The following is a 15,952-nucleotide window of genomic DNA, read 5'->3' as shown; positions in this document are numbered from 1 at the left end:
GGGTCGTCGAACCGGCGCCACCCTGACGGAGTGTCCATCTTGGCGAACACCCCTCCCGAGCCCGGCCCCGAAGGCTCCCGGCGCGACTTTCTGTTCCTGGCGACCGGTGCGGGCCTCGCCGTGGGCGCCGGCGCCCTGGCCTGGCCCTTCGTGGCGTCGATGGCGCCCGACGCGGAAGTGATCGCCGCCGGTGCCCCCCTCGAAGTGGATCTCACGCCGATCCAGGAGGGCCAGATCGTCAACGTGTTCTGGCGCGGCAAGCTGATCTTCGTGCGGAGCCGCTCCGAGAAGGAGATCAAGGAATCGGAGGACGTGAAGCTCAGCGAGCTCATCGACCCTCAGCCCGACTCCGCCCGCGTCAAGGAAGGCCACGCCAAATGGCTCGTGGTTTACGGCAACTGCACCCATCTCGGCTGCGTCCCGATCGGGCATCAGGGCCAGTACGAAGGCTGGTCCTGCCCCTGCCACGGCTCGCTCTACGACACGTCCGGCCGCGTACGCCGTGGACCGGCGCCGACCAACCTGCCGGTTCCCCCTTATGCGTTCCTGAACGACACCAAGATCCGGATCGGCGAAGACGGCGGCAAGGCCGTCGCCTGATCTCGGGACCATCGCCCTCGGGCGGTGAGGGAGGAGGTCCGGCGCGCGAGGGCACGCGACGGATCGGAGCGAAACAGACTTCGAAGCGGGTAACCACATGAGCGGTCACGCCACCTACGTCCCCAAGAGTCGGATCGCCAAGTGGTTCGAATCGCGGCTGCCCATCGTCGGGCTGGTCCATTCGTCGTTCATCGCCTTCCCGGTCCCGCGGAACCTCAACTATTTCTGGACCTTCGGCGCCATCCTGATGGCCATGCTGATGTCGCAGATTGTCACCGGCATCTGGCTGGCGATGCATTACGACCCGTCCGCCGGCAACGCCTTCAACTCCGTCGAGCACATCATGCGCGACGTGAACTACGGCTGGCTGCTGCGCTACATGCACGCCAACGGCGCCTCGATGTTCTTCGTGGCCGTCTACGTCCACATCTTCCGCGCGCTCTATTACGGGTCGTACAAGGCCCCGCGCGAGGTGCTCTATATCCTGGGCGTGATCATCTACCTCCTGATGATGGCCACCGCCTTCCTCGGCTACACCCTGCCGTGGGGCCAGATGAGCTTCTGGGGCGCCACCGTCATCACCAACATCCTGGCCGCGATCCCGATCGTCGGCGACACGATCCAGAGCCTGCTCTGGGGCGGCTATTCCGTCGGCAACCCGACGATCAACCGCTTCTTCTCGCTGCACTACCTCCTGCCGTTCATGATCCTCGGCGTCGTGGTCCTCCACGTCTGGGCGCTGCACGTCACCGGCCAGAACAACCCGACCGGCATCCCGATCAAGACCGGCAAGGACGCGGTGCCGTTCACGCCCTACGCGACGATCAAGGACGTGTTCGCCGTCGTCGTGTTCTTCGTCTTCTTCGCCTACTGGATCTTCTACCAGCCGAACTACCTCGGGCATGCGGACAATTACGTCCCCGCCAATGCCTCCGTGACTCCCGCTCACATCGTGCCGGAATGGTACTTCCTGCCCTTCTACGCGATCCTTCGCGCGGTGCCGGACAAGCTCGGCGGCGTCATCCTGATGTTCAGCGCGGTCATCATCCTCGCTTTCGCGCCCTGGCTCGACACGTCCCGCGTCCGCTCGGCGAATTACCGCCCGATCTACCGCCAGTTCTTCTGGCTGTTCGTGGCCGTGTGCGTCGTGCTCGGCTGGCTGGGCGCCAAGCCTCCGGAAGGCGGTTACGTCCTCGCCTCGCGGCTCTGCACCGCCTACTACTTTGCGCATTTCCTCATCGTGATGCCGCTGGTGGGGCTGTTCGAGACGCCGAAGGCCATGCCGGGATCGATCCTGGAGAGCGTGACCGGACCGCATCCGCAATATGGCGGTTCGGGCTTGCCAGCCGGTGCGGCCGCCGCGCCATCGTCGAAGGGTTGAGGTGCGGATCGTGAGCAGCATGAACACATCGCGCATCCTCGCCGCCACCCTCGTGGCGATCCTCCTCGGCTCGGCTTCGGCCGGCGCCGAGGACGGCCACTCGACCCCGAACCCGCCCCGCGAGAAGTGGAGCTTCGCCGGAATCTTCGGAAAGTTCGACGAGGCCCAGCTCCAGCGCGGCTTCCAGATCTACCGGGAGGTCTGCTCGAACTGCCACAGCATGAACCTCGTGAAGTTCCGCAACCTCGCCGAGCATGGCGGGCCGGGCTTCACGGCGGGTCAGGTCAAGGCTCTGGCGGCCGAGTACAAGATCAAGGACGGCCCCAACGATTCGGGTGACATGTTCGAGCGGCCCGGCCGTCCGGCCGACGCCTTCCCGGCGCCCTTCCCGAACGAAAAGGCCGCCGCCGCCGCCAATGGCGGCAAGGCCCCGCCCGATTTCTCGGTCCTGGCCAAGGCCCGCACCTACGAGCGCGGCTTCCCGTATTTCATCTTCGATGCGATGCCCTTCATCGGTTATTCGGAGCAGGGCGTCGACTATATCCACGCGCTCTTGAACGGCTACGAGGACGCCCCGAAGGGAATGGATGTGCCGGCGGGCACGAACTACAACAAGTACTATCCCGGCCACCTCATCGCGATGGCAAAGCCCATCAGCGACGGGCAGGTGACCTACGCCAAGGGCGCCGACGGCAATCCCGTCGTTCCCGAGACGACGGAGCAATATTCCCACGACGTGGCGGCCTTCATGTCCTGGGCCGCCGAGCCGCACATGGAGGCCCGCAAGGCCCTGGGCTTCCGCGTGATCCTGTTCCTGATCATCCTGTCGGGCCTCCTCTACTACGTGAAGAAGAAGGTCTGGGCGGATGTGGGCGGCGAGGCTCACGGCCTGCAGCCGGAGCTTCACAAGACGAGCTGAGCCCCTTAAAGGCGGATCACGACGAACGGGCTCGCTGGCGCGGGCCCGTTTTCGTTTCCACCGTGACGGCACGCCCGGCGCGCCATCGAGACGACGACAGGAGATTCGGCATGACCGCAGCAGTGCTCGGCGTGATGGGCGGATCCGGTGTCTACGATCTGCCGGGCCTCGAAGACGTCCGCGAGGAGGCGATCGCCTCGCCCTGGGGAGAGCCCTCCGATTCGCTGCGGATCGGCCGGATCGGAACGACCAAGGTCGTGTTCCTGGCGCGGCACGGACGCGGGCACCGCCTGTCTCCCTCCGGCATCAACTACCGCGCCAATATCGACGCGATGAAGCGGGCCGGCGTCACCGACCTCGTCTCGATCTCGGCCTGCGGGTCGTTCCGAAGCGAGCTTCATCCCGGCCTGTTCGTCCTAGTGGACCAGTTCGTCGACCGCACCCATGGGCGGGCCTCCTCGTTCTTCGGCAACGGCTGCGTCGCTCACGTGCCCTTCGCCCATCCCGTCGGACCGGCACTTCAGGCCCGCATCGCCGCGGCGGCGGCGGAGGAGGGCCTGCCGATCCATCGCGGCGGGACCTATGTCTGCATGGAAGGCCCGCAATTCTCGTCCTTTGCCGAATCGCGCACCTACAAGGGCCTCGGCTACGACGTGATCGGCATGACCAACATGCCCGAGGCCAAGCTCGCCCGCGAGGCGGAGATCACCTTCGCCACCATCGCCATGGTGACGGATTTCGATTGCTGGCACCCGGGCCATGCCGATGTGGACGTGGCCTCCGTCGTCGCCGTCGCCCGCGCGAATGCGGACAAGGCGGCCCGCCTCGTCTCGCGGATCGCCCGCGATTTCCCGGCGGAGCGGGAGGAGTGTCCCGCCGGCTCGCATCGCGCCCTCGACGGCGCGATCATGACGGCCCCGTCCCACCGCGATCCCGAATTGCTGGCCAAGCTGGACGCGGTGGCGGGGCGCGTGCTCACCGCCTGACCGACCCGGCATTCGATGGCGAGGCCTTTCCAGAGGACGGTATTTGCCTCTAGAGCGTTGATCCCGATATCCCATCCGGATCGATGGACCGGTGTCGCCGTCCGGCATCGGGCCGGGCCGTGCCATCGGTCTTTCGGCCGATCCTTCCAAAGACGGCCCTTCACGTGACGGTCAAACCATGAGCGACCCCTCGACGATGCGTTCCGCGAGCATCAGCCGCCGCACGGCGGAGACCGACGTCAGCGTGTCCCTCGGGCTCGATGGAACCGGCAAGGCGACGATTTCGACGGGAGTCGGGTTCTTCGATCATATGCTGGAGCTCTTCGCCCGGCACGGGCTGTTCGACGTGGAGGCCAAGGTCACCGGCGACCTCCACGTGGATCACCACCACACCGTCGAGGATACCGGAATCGCCCTCGGTCAGGCCTTCGCCCAGGCGCTGGGCGACAAGCGCGGCATTGCCCGCTACGCGGACATCCATCTGCCCATGGACGAAGCGCTGACACGGGTCTCCATCGACATTTCCGGGAGGCCGTTCCTCGTCTTCCGCACCACGTTCAAGGCGGAGAAGATCGGGCAATTCGACACCGAGCTGGTGCGCGAGTGGTTCCAGGCCTTCGCCATGAATGCCGGGATCACCCTGCATGTGGAGACCTTGTACGGTGACAACGCGCACCATATCGCGGAGAGCTGCTTCAAGGGCTTGGCCCGCGCCTTGCGGAAAGCCGTTGTGGTCGATCCGCGCGAGGATGGTCGCATCCCCTCGACGAAGGGGTCTCTGTAGGGCTCTCACGGGCGGAAAGAGGCGGACACACGCATGCGCACCTACACGTTCCATCTGTCGTCGGATGCCATCGCGGGCGAATCTCACGGCCTCGAGAATGCCATCCTGGTCCCGGACGGCTTCTCGCTCCGGGCCTTCGTCTTCGGTCCGCTCTGGTTCTTCTTCCACCGGCTCTGGCTGGCGGGGCTCGGCGTGCTGGCTCTGTTGGTGGCCGCCGGTTTCGCCGGACGGTTTCTGGGCCTCGGCACCGTCTCGGGCTTCCTCGTCACGGTCCTGCTCCTCCTCCTCGTGGGGATGGAGGCGTCCAGCCTGCGCCGCTGGACCTATGCCAGGCGCGGTCGCCCCGCCCGCGATGCCGTCGTCGCCGAGTCCGTCGAGGACGCCGAAATCAAGGCCGTGAACCGCTGGCTGGCCACGCCCGCGGTGATCCGGCCGGGTCCGAGCGCCTATTCCACGGCCACGGTGCGTCCGAGCGAGACCGCCATCGGCATGTTTCCCTTCGCTGAGCCCCGTCGTTCGTGATGTCCGAGACCGTAGCGATCATCGATTATGGGTCGGGCAATCTGCACTCGGCGGCGAAGGCCTTCGAGCGGGCGGGGCGGGAAGCCAGATTGAGCACGACCCGCATCGTCGTCACCAGCGACCCGGAGGTGGTGGCCTCTGCCGACCGCGTGGTGCTCCCCGGTGTCGGTGCCTATGCCGATTGCCGCAAGGGCCTCGATTCCGTCGACGGCATGGTGGAGGCGATGACGCGTGCGGCACATGAGCGAGGCCGCCCGTTCCTCGGCATCTGCGTCGGCATGCAGCTCCTCGCCAGCCGGGGCCTCGAATACGAGACCACCCCGGGGCTGGGCTGGATCGCGGGCGACGTTCGCCAGATCCGCCCGTCCGACCCCGCCCTGAAGATCCCGCATATGGGTTGGAACACCCTCCGGTCCGAGCGGCCGCATGCCCTCCTCGACGGCATCCATACGGGGGAGGATGGGCTGCACGCCTATTTCGTCCACAGCTACGCCCTCGATCCGGTGGACCGGACGGATGTCGTCGCCGAGAGCGAATACGGCGGTCCGGTCACCGCTTTGGTGGCACGCGACAACGTGGCCGGAACCCAGTTCCATCCCGAGAAGAGTCAGCATCTCGGTCTGGCACTCCTCGCGAACTTCCTGCGTTGGCGCCCGTAACCGGCCCATCGGCCCATCGACATTCAGAAAGCGACATCCACCGTGATCCTGTTTCCGGCGATCGATCTCAAGGAAGGGCGCTGCGTTCGCCTCGTCCAGGGAGACATGGCGCAAGCCATCGTGTTCAGCGACGATCCGGCCGCTCAGGCGAGCGTGTTCGAGGAGCAGGGCTTCTCCTGGCTTCACGTGGTCGATCTCGACGGCGCCTTCGCCGGCGCACCGATGAACGCGTCGGCCGTCGATGCCATCCTCGCCCGCACCAACCTTCCGGTTCAGCTCGGCGGCGGCATCCGCGAGATGCGCACCGTCGAGGCCTGGATCGAGAAGGGTGTGAGCCGGGTCATCATCGGCACGGCCGCCGTGCGCGACCCGGCTTTCGTGCGCGAGGCGGCCCGCCTGTATCCGGGCAAGATCGCCGTCGGTGTCGATGCCAAGGACGGCCGCGTGGCGGTGGAAGGCTGGGCGAAGACCTCCAGCACGACGGCCGAGGAACTCGGACGGCGGTTCGAGGATGCCGGCGTGGCCGCAATCATCTACACCGACATCGCCCGCGACGGCATCCTCAAGGGGCTCAACATCGAGATGACCCTCGCCCTGGCGCAGGCCGTCACGATCCCGGTCATCGCCTCGGGCGGGCTGGCCTCCATCGAGGACGTCCATCGCCTGCTGGAGCCGGACTGCGCGATGCTGGCCGGCGCGATCACCGGGCGGGCGCTCTATGACGGTCGCATCGACCCGCGCGAGGCCCTCGCCGCCATCGCCCGAAAGGCGGCCGCCTAGGCTTTCGTCGTTCCACCGTCGCGATCGACACGGAAAAGCCGCGCGCCCCATGGGGCGCGCGGCTTTTTCAATTCGCTTGAATAGCTGCTGCGCTAGAGGCCGTTCTTGGCACCCGGCACGATGCTCGTGCCCGAGCCGCTGCCGAACGGCTCGTACTTGGTGAGGCCGCGGAACAGCTGGCCGAGGAAGGCGCGATCCGCGCCGCTGGTCGGCGTCGTGCGCTCGATGAAGTCGAACACCTTGCCGTCCTGCAGGCCGTAGAGGGCGATGCGCTCCACCTTGAAGGCGGCGTTAAAATAGACGGTGGTGACCTTCTGGTCCTCCACCCGCTCACCGAGGAACAGCACCGTCCGGCGCGAGTTCTGGGTGATGTAGTACCAGGTCTTGTTGCCGACGGTGGAGACCGTGGACGGGGAGCCGAGGATCTGGAGGACCTGCTCCGCGCTCATGCCCGGCTTCACCGTGGCGAGGGCGGCCTGATCGATCTGGTATCCGTGGCGGAGGTCTTCACCGATGCAACCGGAGATTCCCACACCGACGAAGCCGATGACGGCGAGACGGCTGATCGACGAGACGAAACGGCGCGACATCAGCCACCCTTGATCCGTTGAGACAACACGACGCGTGAGCGTCATGGCCCGGCGCTGATCCCCACCTGTACGGTCCGGTGGAGCTTGCGCCGTGGCTGCCGGTTGCCGTACCGCGAGGTTATGGTTTTGACAAGGCAAGCTCGGCCACACCCCTCTCGCCTCCGGTGGACGGCATGATCGCGCGATTCTTCAAGCGCGGCTCCGCCCGCGCCAGCGTCGTCGAGGCGTTGCACCTGCGGATCAACGAGGCCTCGCGGGTGCCGGCCCTCTATACCGGTCTCGGTGTGCCCGACAGCGTGGAAGGCCGCTTCGAGTGCCTGACGCTCCACGTCATCCTGGTCCTGCGACGGATGAACCAGCTGCCGCCGCCGGCGGCGGACATCGCCCAGGATCTGGTGAACGCAGTCTTCCTTCAGCTCGATGCCTCGTTGCGCGAACTCGGCGTGGGGGATTTCGGCGTGCCCAAGCGCATGAAGAAGCTGGGAGCGGCCTTCTACGGTCGCGCGGCGGGCTATGACGGCGCCCTGGATGCGCGGGACGAGGACGGCCTCAAGGCCGCCCTGGCGCGCAACGTCATCGGCACCGACATGCCGGAGGCGGGTGCGGGCCTCGCCCGCTACGTGCTGAGAAGCGTCGATCTCCTCGATGGACGCGACCTCGACCGGCTCGTATCGCACGGGCCGGGCTTCCCATCCCCGCTGAACCTCAACCAATCGGGAGATATCTGACATGACGGCAAAGTCGACGGCCGGGCCCCTGTCGCGGCCATTCCGGGTCGACCGCCTGCCCAGGGACAGGGCCGGAATCGTCATCAAGGCGACACCGGAGGAAGAGGCGGCCCTGGCCGCGGATTTCCGCATCCCGGCCGTCCGCGACCTCGTGGGCCGGCTGGAATGGAGCGGGACGTCCGCTCACCTCGTCATCACCGGTACGGTCTCGGCCGTCGTCACCCAGGTCTGCACGATCAGCCTCGAACCGTTCGAGGCGGAGGTCTCCGAACCCGTCGAGATCGTGTTCAGCGATCGCGACCCGGAGAAGGAAGCCAGCGACGAGGAGGCCGATATCCCGGATCCGATCGTCAACGGCACGATCGACCTGGGGCAGGTCACCGCCGAGTTCCTGGCCCTCGGCCTCGATCCCTATCCGCGCAAGCCCGGTATCGCCTTCGAGCCGGTGGCCGAGGAGCGGGAATCGCCGCTGGCGATCCTCAAGACGTTGAAGGGCGACGATGCCTGACGCCCGGCCCGGGCCGCGCAGGATCGGGGTGACGGAGCCGGCATCGAACCGCGGATTCCGGAAAAACTGAGATTTCGTTTGCCCGCCGGGCTCGAACCGCTATTTTCCGCCGCGCCGAGGAGGGGCCCGCCGATGCGGGTCCAGGCCTCTCATCCATCCCTTCACGCCGAAGGGCGTCCCGTCGATCCTTCGCCCGGCCCTTCGCCAAGAAGGGTCTGCCCGTCCTGAAAGAGGCCTCCGGCCGAACCACATGTCTCAAAGAGTGTGCATCTCGCTCGACGCCATGGGCGGCGATCACGGTCCCACGACCGTGGTGCCGGGCGCCGCCATCGCGCGCGAGCGCCATCCCGAGATGACGTTCCTGATGTTCGGGGACGAGGCCATCCTTACCCCGCTGGTGGCGGCCGAGCCGCGCCTGAAGGGTGCCGTGGAGATCCGCCACACCACCGTGGCGATCGCCATGGACGAGAAGCCGAGCCAGGCGGTCCGCTCGGGCCGCGGAAAATCCTCGATGTGGCGCGCGATCCAGGCGGTCAAGGACGGGGAGGCCGATGCGGCCGTCTCGGCCGGCAATACCGGCGCGCTCATGGCCATGTCGAAGATCTGCCTGAAGACCCTGGCCGGCATCGAGCGACCGGCGATCGCCTGCCTGTGGCCGACCGTACGCGGCGAGAGCGTCGTCCTCGATGTGGGGGCGACCATCGGCACCGACGCAGAGCATCTGGTGGAGATGGCGCTGATGGGTGCCGCCATGGCCAGGATCGTCTTCGATCTCGATCAACCGACGGTGGGCCTGCTCAATGTCGGCACCGAGGAGATGAAGGGGAACGAGGCGGTGAAGGAAGCCGCGCGGCGCCTGCGCGAGACCGACCTGCCGAACCTCGCCTATCACGGCTTCGTCGAGGGCAACGACCTCGGCAAGGGCACCGTCGACGTGGTGGTCACCGAGGGCTTTACCGGCAACATCGCCCTGAAGACCGCGGAGGGCACCGCCAAGCAGATCGCCAGCTACCTGCGCGCGGCCATGAGCCGGACCCTGTCGGCCAAGATCGGCTACTTCTTCGCCCGGCAGGCCTTCAAGGCCCTGCGCGACAAGATGAACCCGAGCCGGGCCAATGGCGGCGTCTTCCTCGGTCTGGAGGGTATCGTCATCAAGAGCCACGGCTCGGAGGACGCTCACGGTTTCGCGGCCGCCGTCGATCTCGCGCACGACATGGCGCGGCACGACCTGATGCGGACCATTCGCGACATGCTCGAACTCACGCCCGTTGCCGCCTCCGCATGAGGTGGTCGATGCCGGATCGGATCTGACATGGCGGTTACACGCTCCGTAGTGGTGGGGACGGGCTCTGCCCTGCCGGCACGTCTCGTGACGAACGACGAGTTGACGAGGACCGTCGACACGTCCGACGAATGGATCGTCCAGCGCACGGGCATCCGCCAGCGCTATCTGGCGGGTGACGGCGAGACCACGTCGACCCTGGGGATCGCGGCCGCGAAGGCCGCCCTGGACGATGCGGGACTTGGGCCGGAGGATATCGATCTCGTCATCTGCGCCACCTCGACGCCGGACCATACGTTCCCATCGGTGGCGACCCAGATCCAGGCGGGGCTGGGCATCCGCTCCGGCTTCGCCTTCGACATCCAGGCGGTCTGCGCGGGCTTCGTCTACGGCGTTTCCACGGCCGACAAGTTCATCGCGAGCGGGAGCGTGCGCCGCGCCCTCGTGGTCGGTGCCGAAACCTTCTCGCGCATCCTCGACTGGGAGGACCGTACGACCTGCGTGCTCTTCGGCGACGGTGCCGGGGCGATCGTCCTCGAGGCCCAGGACGGGGAGGGGACGAGCGAGGATCGCGGCGTGCTCACCAGCCATCTGCGCTCCGACGGACGGCACCGCGACAAGCTCTACGTCGATGGAGGACCCGGCTCCACCGGCACCACCGGTCACCTGCGGATGGTGGGCAAGGAGGTCTTCCGCTTCGCCGTGGGCTCGGTGACGGATGTCATCGCCGACGCTTTCGCGGCCACGGAGACGAGCGCGGACGACCTGACATGGTTCGTGCCGCATCAGGCGAACCGGCGCATCATCGAAGCCTCCGCCGACAAGCTCGGCATCGACAGGAGCAAGGTCGTGCTCACCGTCGACCGGCACGGCAACACGTCGGCGGCCTCGATCCCCCTCGCCCTCGACGCGGCCCGGAAGGACGGCCGGATCAAGCGCCGCGACCTCGTGATGATCGAGGCCATCGGCGGCGGTTTCACCTGGGGTGCGGCGCTGATCCGCTGGTGAGACGAGTGCGTGGCCGGGCACAGTCCCGACGCTGAACCATGAAGTCCTGTTGACCTGCGGCCCAACGCAGATTAGCGTGTCCGATCATAGAGATACGTCAAAAAATACGATTCGTTTGGGGAATGACGCATGGCAGGAAAGACGGTCACACGCGCCGATCTGAGCGAGGCCGTCTATCAGCAGGTCGGCCTGTCGCGGACGGAATCGGCGGCCCTCGTCGAGACCGTGCTGTCGGAGATCTGCACCTGCCTCGCCTCCGGTGAAACGGTGAAGCTGTCGTCGTTCGGATCCTTCGTCGTTCGCGGCAAGGGCCGGCGCGTCGGCCGCAATCCCAAGACCGGCGTCGAAGTGGCCATCGAGCCGCGCCAGGTCATGGTGTTCAAGCCGTCCAACGTGCTCAAGTCCCGGATTAACGGCGTCAACGGCACCGCCGAACAAGACGACGATTGAGGTCCATCATGCCGTTGGCAGCCAAGGTTCCGGTCGAGACGGCGCGGGGCGGAGAGGGTCCGTTCGAGGTGAGCCTGTCCGGCTCCGCTGACGGCCGCGACACGGTGGAGAAGCGCCCGGGCGCCTTTCGCACGATCAGCGAAGTGGCCGACGAGCTCGACGTGCCGCAGCACGTTCTCCGGTTCTGGGAGACGAAGTTCGCCCAGGTCAGGCCGGTAAAGCGCGCGGGTGGCCGGCGCTACTACCGGCCGGAAGACGTGGACCTGATCAAGGGCATCCGGCGCCTTCTGCATGAACAGGGCTACACCATTCGTGGCGCTCAGCGCGTCCTGAAGGAGAACGGCATCCGCTTCGTCCAGTCGGTGGGGCGGGGCGAGGCCGAGGTGGCGGCTCCGATCCCGCGGGATCTGGAAGCCGGGGAAGACGAGGCGGACGACGAGGCCGGTCACGCCACGGCACGCGAGGACGACCGGCTCGGTGCCGACCGGTCGACCCTGCAGGCCGTCCTCGACGATCTCCATGCCTGCCGCGACGCGTTGAGAAAGCTCCGCGACCCGTCGGATCCCGCGATCCGCTCCTGAACCGGCGATCCAGGCCGGAGCGATCGCGCGCTCGGGATTCGAAGGAAACGCCTCGATGCCCTCGACGGCGGGCTCCGCCCTTCCCACATCCATCCGGCCACGGCGGTCGCACCCTCTTCGTCCCATAAGGTCGCCAGGCATCACCGGAGACCGCCCGATGTACGCCGCCAAATCGAATGCCTTCCTCGCCGCCGGCCTGTTTCTCGCCATCGCCAGCGCCCCGGTCCTGGCCCAGGACACGGCGACCCGCACCGAGACCGCGGCCCCCGGCAAGAGCGTCCGCATCCTCATCGCCTCCAACCTGAAGGACGATTGCAAGCCGGGCTCGATGCCGGAGATCCGCATCAGCACCTCGCCCAAGAACGGCTCTCTCATCACCAAGACCGGCAGCGTCACCACCCCGGCGAGCCACAAATGCCCGAACAAGAAGACCGCCGCGACGGGCGTCTTCTATCAGAGCAAGGACGGCTTCACCGGGACCGACGAAGTCGTGGTCGAGGTGAAGAAGGCCGACGGAAAGACCATGACGCAGACGATCAACATCACCGTTGGCGGCTCGGCCACGAAGGGTGGGGACGACACCAAGAAGGGCGCCACGGACCTCTGATCCCGCCCTGAGCCCCTCCGACACGCGAGGCCCGGCGGCTGCGATTCCCGCCGCCGGGCCGCCCACTGTGGCATGCTTCCCACGCTCGATTGCCGTCGCGACCGCACTGCGACAAAACTGGGCCTGTCAGTTGCATCCGAGCCGAGACAGGATGAAGCTGTGTCAGTCGTGAAGGGATCGGGATGCCAATGCCATCGACGAACGACCTGTTCCAGAGCTTTGCCCGCGGTTACGAGGCCCGCCGCGATACGGAAATGAGCCTGTCCGAGTTCATGGAGGCGTGCCGGGACGAGCCCCTCATGTACGCCACCGCGGCCGAGCGCATCCTCGACGCGATCGGCAAGCCGGAATTCGTGGACACCGCCAAGGACCCCCGTCTCGGCCGCGTGTTCATGAACCGGACGATCCGGGTCTATCCCGCCTTCTCCGAGTTCTACGGCATGGAGGAGACGATCGAGCGGATCGTCTCGTTCTTCCGCCACGCCGCGCAGGGGTTGGAGGAGCGCAAGCAGATCCTCTACCTCCTCGGCCCCGTCGGCGGCGGCAAGTCGTCCCTCGCCGAGCGCCTCAAGGCCCTGATGGAGGTCCACCCCATCTACGTGCTGAAGGCCGGCAACGAGGTCTCCCCGGTCTTCGAGAGCCCCCTCGGACTGTTCGACCCCGAGGTGATGGGCGCCGAGATCCAGGAACGCTACGGCATTCCGCGCCGTCGCCTCACCGGCCTGATGAGCCCGTGGGCCCTGAAGCGCCTCGACGAGTTCAACGGCGATATCTCGCAGTTCAAGGTCATCAAGGTCCGGCCGTCGCGCCTGCGCCAGATCGGCATCGCCAAGACCGAGCCCGGCGACGAGAACAACCAGGACATCTCGTCCCTGGTGGGCAAGGTCGACATCCGCCGTCTCGAGACCCTGTCCCAGGCGGACCCGGACGCCTACTCTTATTCCGGCGGCCTCAACCGGGCGAACCAGGGCGTCCTCGAATTCGTCGAGATGTTCAAGGCGCCGATCAAGATGCTGCACCCCCTGCTCACGGCGACGCAGGAGGGCAATTACGTCGGCACCGAGAATATCGGGGCGATTCCGTTCACCGGCGTCATTCTCGCCCACTCGAACGAATCCGAGTGGCAGACCTTCAAGACCAACAAGAACAACGAAGCCTTCATCGACCGCATCTACGTCATCAAGGTGCCCTACTGCCTGCGGGTGACGGAAGAGCAGCGGATCTACGAGAAGCTGGTCTCGGGTTCCGAACTGGCGGAGGCCGCCTGCGCCCCCGGCACGCTGGAAATGCTGGCCCGCTTCTCCGTGCTCTCCCGCCTGCGCGAGCACGCCAATTCCAACGCCTTCTCGAAGATGCGCGTCTATGACGGCGAGTCCCTGCGCGAGGTCGATCCCCGCGCCCGCTCGATGCAGGAATACAAGGATGCCGCCGGCGTCGACGAGGGGATGGACGGCATCTCCACCCGCTTCGCCTTCAAGGTGATGGCGGCGACGTTCAACCACGACACGACGGAGGTCTCGGCCGACCCCGTCCATCTCATGTACACGCTGGAACAGGCCCTGCGCCGCGAGCAGCTGCCGCCGGAGACCGAGAAGCGCTATCTCGAGTTCATCAAGACCGAACTCGCGCCGCGCTACGCCGAGTTCATCGGCCACGAGATCCAGAAGGCCTATCTCGAATCCTACCACGATTACGGCCAGAACCTGTTCGACCGATACATCGACTACGCCGATGCATGGATCGAGGATCAGGATTTCAAGGATTCCGAGACGGGTCAGCTCCTCAACCGGGAGCTTCTCAACCAGGAACTCACCAAGATCGAGAAGCCGGCGGGCATCGCCAACCCGAAGGATTTCCGCAACGAGGTCGTCAAGTTCGCCCTCCGCTCGCGGGCTCAGCATGGCGGGCGCAATCCGTCCTGGACGTCCTACGAGAAGCTGCGCGAGGTGATCGAGCGGCGGATGTTCAGCCAGGTGGAGGAACTGCTTCCGGTCATCTCGTTTGGTTCCAAGAAGGACGGAGAGACGGAGAAGAAGCACGGTGAGTTCGTCGATCGCATGATCGCGCGAGGCTATACCGAGCGGCAGGTTCGCCGTCTGGTGGAGTGGTACATGAGGGTGAAGCAGGCGGGTTAGGACGGCGACACGTCCGGTCGCGGCGAAAGGCCGGCGGGCATCGGGATGCCTGCCGGACACGACCGTCGAACCTGCTAGGGTCTCAGGGGCCAGGGTCTTGAGGGCGAGGACGAAAGCACCGGATGCACATCGTTGACCGTCGGTTGAATCCCGGAGGCAAGAGCCTTCCAAATCGCCAGCGCTTCCTGCGCCGGGTCAAGGACATGGCCCAGCGCGCAGTGCGCGAATCCGCCCGCGAGAAGGACATCAAGGATCTGGGCAAGGACGGGCGCGTCACGGTTCCCGGAGACGGCGTGCGCGAGCCCCGCTTCAGCCGCCAGTCCGGCACCGGCCTGCAGGACTACATCCTGCCCGGCAACAAGACCTATGTGGAAGGCGACCGCATCGAGCGCCCGCCGGGCGGCGGCGGAGGCAAGGGGTCGGGCCAGGGCGGAGAGGGCTCCGAGAACAGCGAGGATGCGTTCAACTTCGTGCTGACGCGGGACGAGTTCCTCGAACTGTTCCTCGAAGACCTAGAACTGCCGGATCTGGCCAAGCGTCGGCTCTCGATCGTGGAGACGGAAGGCCTGCGGCGCGCCGGCTACACCGTGTCGGGCTCGCCGGCCAACCTCGCGCTCACCCGCACCCTGCGCAATTCCATGTCGCGGCGCATCGCCCTCAAGCGTCCGAAGCCGGAGGAGATCGCGGAGCTCGAGGGCCGCATCGACGAGGCCGATCTCGGCGACCCCCTTCTCCCCGACATGAGGCTCGCCCTGGAGGCCCTGCGCGAACGCACCAGGCGGATCCCCTATGTCGATCCGATCGACCTGCGCTATCGCCGGTTCGAGCCCTATCCGCGCCCCATCGCCCAGGCGGTGATGTTCTGCCTGATGGACGTGTCGGGCTCGATGACCGAGCACATGAAGGATCTCGCCAAGCGCTTCTACATCCTGCTCCACATCTTTCTGACGCGGCGCTACCGGCACGTGGAGATCGTTTTCATCCGCCACACCGACAAGGCGACGGAGGTGGACGAAGAGACGTTCTTCGGCTCGCGCGAGACCGGCGGTACCCTGGTGTCGTCGGCGCTGGTGGAGATGAAACGCGTCATCACCGAGCGCTACGACCCCAACGACTGGAACATCTACGCGGCCCAGGCCTCGGATGGGGACAACGTGTCGAGCGATGGCCCGACCTCCACCGAATTGCTGCGTGCCCATATCCTGCCCGCCTGTCAGCACTTCGCCTATCTCGAAGTCGGCGACGAGAACGGCCCCCGCGCCGGGTTCGTCGAGCACCGCACCACCCTGTGGCGCACCTACGAGGCTCTGGCCAAATCCGGTGGCGCCATCGCCATGCGCAAGGTCAACCACCGGCGCGACATCTACCCGGTCTTCCGCGAACTGTTCGGGCGCAAGGACGCGCGCGCCGAAGCGGAGGCGTGACGCGCGGA

Annotated in this window: 18 protein-coding genes; 17 read left to right on the top strand and 1 reads right to left on the bottom strand. The window is 66.5% G+C overall.

All coding sequences use genetic code 11. The features are described from left to right. Positions 1–39: 39 nt before the first annotated feature. The 8 genes from petA to hisA all read left to right on the top strand — a co-directional run bounded on the left by petA (position 40) and on the right by hisA (position 6,631). Positions 40–600: a ubiquinol-cytochrome c reductase iron-sulfur subunit gene (gene petA, locus MKK51_RS24995; protein ID WP_243982084.1), complete on the top strand. Its 561-nt coding sequence runs from the start codon at positions 40–42 to the stop codon at positions 598–600. A gap of 97 nt (positions 601–697) precedes the next feature. Beyond that, positions 698–1,981, top strand: a complete 1,284-nt coding sequence (locus MKK51_RS24990) for a cytochrome b (RefSeq protein ID WP_243982082.1) — start codon at positions 698–700, stop codon at positions 1,979–1,981. 19 nt (positions 1,982–2,000) lie between these two features. After that, positions 2,001–2,900 (top strand): cytochrome c1, encoded by a 900-nt coding sequence (locus tag MKK51_RS24985; RefSeq protein WP_243982080.1) that lies wholly within the window; start codon positions 2,001–2,003, stop codon positions 2,898–2,900. Positions 2,901–3,010: 110 nt separating this feature from the next. After that, positions 3,011–3,886, top strand: coding sequence for an S-methyl-5'-thioadenosine phosphorylase (locus MKK51_RS24980; RefSeq protein ID WP_243982078.1), 876 nt, complete (start codon positions 3,011–3,013; stop codon positions 3,884–3,886). Positions 3,887–4,082: 196 nt separating this feature from the next. Beyond that, positions 4,083–4,670, top strand: a complete 588-nt coding sequence (gene hisB, locus MKK51_RS24975) for an imidazoleglycerol-phosphate dehydratase HisB (RefSeq protein WP_243982281.1) — start codon at positions 4,083–4,085, stop codon at positions 4,668–4,670. A 33-nt stretch (positions 4,671–4,703) separates the two neighbouring features. Next, positions 4,704–5,192: a DUF2628 domain-containing protein gene (locus MKK51_RS24970; RefSeq protein ID WP_243982077.1), complete on the top strand. Its 489-nt coding sequence runs from the start codon at positions 4,704–4,706 to the stop codon at positions 5,190–5,192. Next, positions 5,192–5,851: an imidazole glycerol phosphate synthase subunit HisH gene (hisH, locus tag MKK51_RS24965; RefSeq protein WP_243982075.1), complete on the top strand. Its 660-nt coding sequence runs from the start codon at positions 5,192–5,194 to the stop codon at positions 5,849–5,851. Before MKK51_RS24970 ends, hisH begins: the two co-directional genes overlap by 1 nt. Before the next feature lie 42 nt (positions 5,852–5,893). Then, positions 5,894–6,631, top strand: a complete 738-nt coding sequence (gene hisA, locus MKK51_RS24960; RefSeq protein ID WP_243982073.1) for a 1-(5-phosphoribosyl)-5-[(5-phosphoribosylamino)methylideneamino]imidazole-4-carboxamide isomerase — start codon at positions 5,894–5,896, stop codon at positions 6,629–6,631. 92 nt (positions 6,632–6,723) lie between these two features. Here the strand turns inward: hisA and MKK51_RS24955 are convergent, their stop codons facing one another. Continuing rightward, positions 6,724–7,221: an outer membrane protein assembly factor BamE gene (locus MKK51_RS24955; RefSeq protein ID WP_243982071.1), complete on the bottom strand. Its 498-nt coding sequence runs from the start codon at positions 7,219–7,221 to the stop codon at positions 6,724–6,726. Positions 7,222–7,394: 173 nt separating this feature from the next. Between MKK51_RS24955 and MKK51_RS24950 the strand changes: the two genes are divergently transcribed. The 9 genes from MKK51_RS24950 (at position 7,395) to MKK51_RS24910 (ending at position 15,944) form a co-directional block, all read left to right on the top strand. Further along, positions 7,395–7,949 (top strand): ubiquinol-cytochrome C chaperone family protein, encoded by a 555-nt coding sequence (locus MKK51_RS24950; protein WP_243982069.1) that lies wholly within the window; start codon positions 7,395–7,397, stop codon positions 7,947–7,949. A gap of 1 nt (position 7,950) precedes the next feature. Beyond that, positions 7,951–8,457: a YceD family protein gene (locus tag MKK51_RS24945; RefSeq protein ID WP_243982067.1), complete on the top strand. Its 507-nt coding sequence runs from the start codon at positions 7,951–7,953 to the stop codon at positions 8,455–8,457. A 250-nt stretch (positions 8,458–8,707) separates the two neighbouring features. After that, positions 8,708–9,742, top strand: a complete 1,035-nt coding sequence (gene plsX, locus MKK51_RS24940) for a phosphate acyltransferase PlsX (RefSeq protein ID WP_243982065.1) — start codon at positions 8,708–8,710, stop codon at positions 9,740–9,742. A gap of 27 nt (positions 9,743–9,769) precedes the next feature. Further along, positions 9,770–10,747: a beta-ketoacyl-ACP synthase III gene (locus MKK51_RS24935; protein ID WP_243982063.1), complete on the top strand. Its 978-nt coding sequence runs from the start codon at positions 9,770–9,772 to the stop codon at positions 10,745–10,747. A 129-nt stretch (positions 10,748–10,876) separates the two neighbouring features. Continuing rightward, positions 10,877–11,197, top strand: a complete 321-nt coding sequence (locus MKK51_RS24930; RefSeq protein ID WP_243982061.1) for an integration host factor subunit alpha — start codon at positions 10,877–10,879, stop codon at positions 11,195–11,197. Positions 11,198–11,205: 8 nt separating this feature from the next. Then, positions 11,206–11,778, top strand: a complete 573-nt coding sequence (locus tag MKK51_RS24925; protein ID WP_243982060.1) for a MerR family transcriptional regulator — start codon at positions 11,206–11,208, stop codon at positions 11,776–11,778. 157 nt (positions 11,779–11,935) lie between these two features. Continuing rightward, the gene (locus MKK51_RS24920; RefSeq protein WP_243982058.1) at positions 11,936–12,385 is read left to right on the top strand and encodes a 4-aminobutyrate aminotransferase; all 450 of its coding nucleotides are present in this window, start codon (positions 11,936–11,938) and stop codon (positions 12,383–12,385) included. Between the two features lie 182 nt (positions 12,386–12,567). Then, positions 12,568–14,520: a PrkA family serine protein kinase gene (locus MKK51_RS24915; RefSeq protein WP_243982056.1), complete on the top strand. Its 1,953-nt coding sequence runs from the start codon at positions 12,568–12,570 to the stop codon at positions 14,518–14,520. 122 nt (positions 14,521–14,642) lie between these two features. After that, the gene (locus MKK51_RS24910) at positions 14,643–15,944 is read left to right on the top strand and encodes a YeaH/YhbH family protein (RefSeq protein ID WP_243982054.1); all 1,302 of its coding nucleotides are present in this window, start codon (positions 14,643–14,645) and stop codon (positions 15,942–15,944) included. Positions 15,945–15,952: the final 8 nt, after the last annotated feature.

This window comes from Methylobacterium sp. E-045 (assembly GCF_022829685.1).
GTDB lineage: Bacteria > Pseudomonadota > Alphaproteobacteria > Rhizobiales > Beijerinckiaceae > Methylobacterium.
This window is presented reverse-complemented; position numbering and strand designations above follow the sequence as displayed.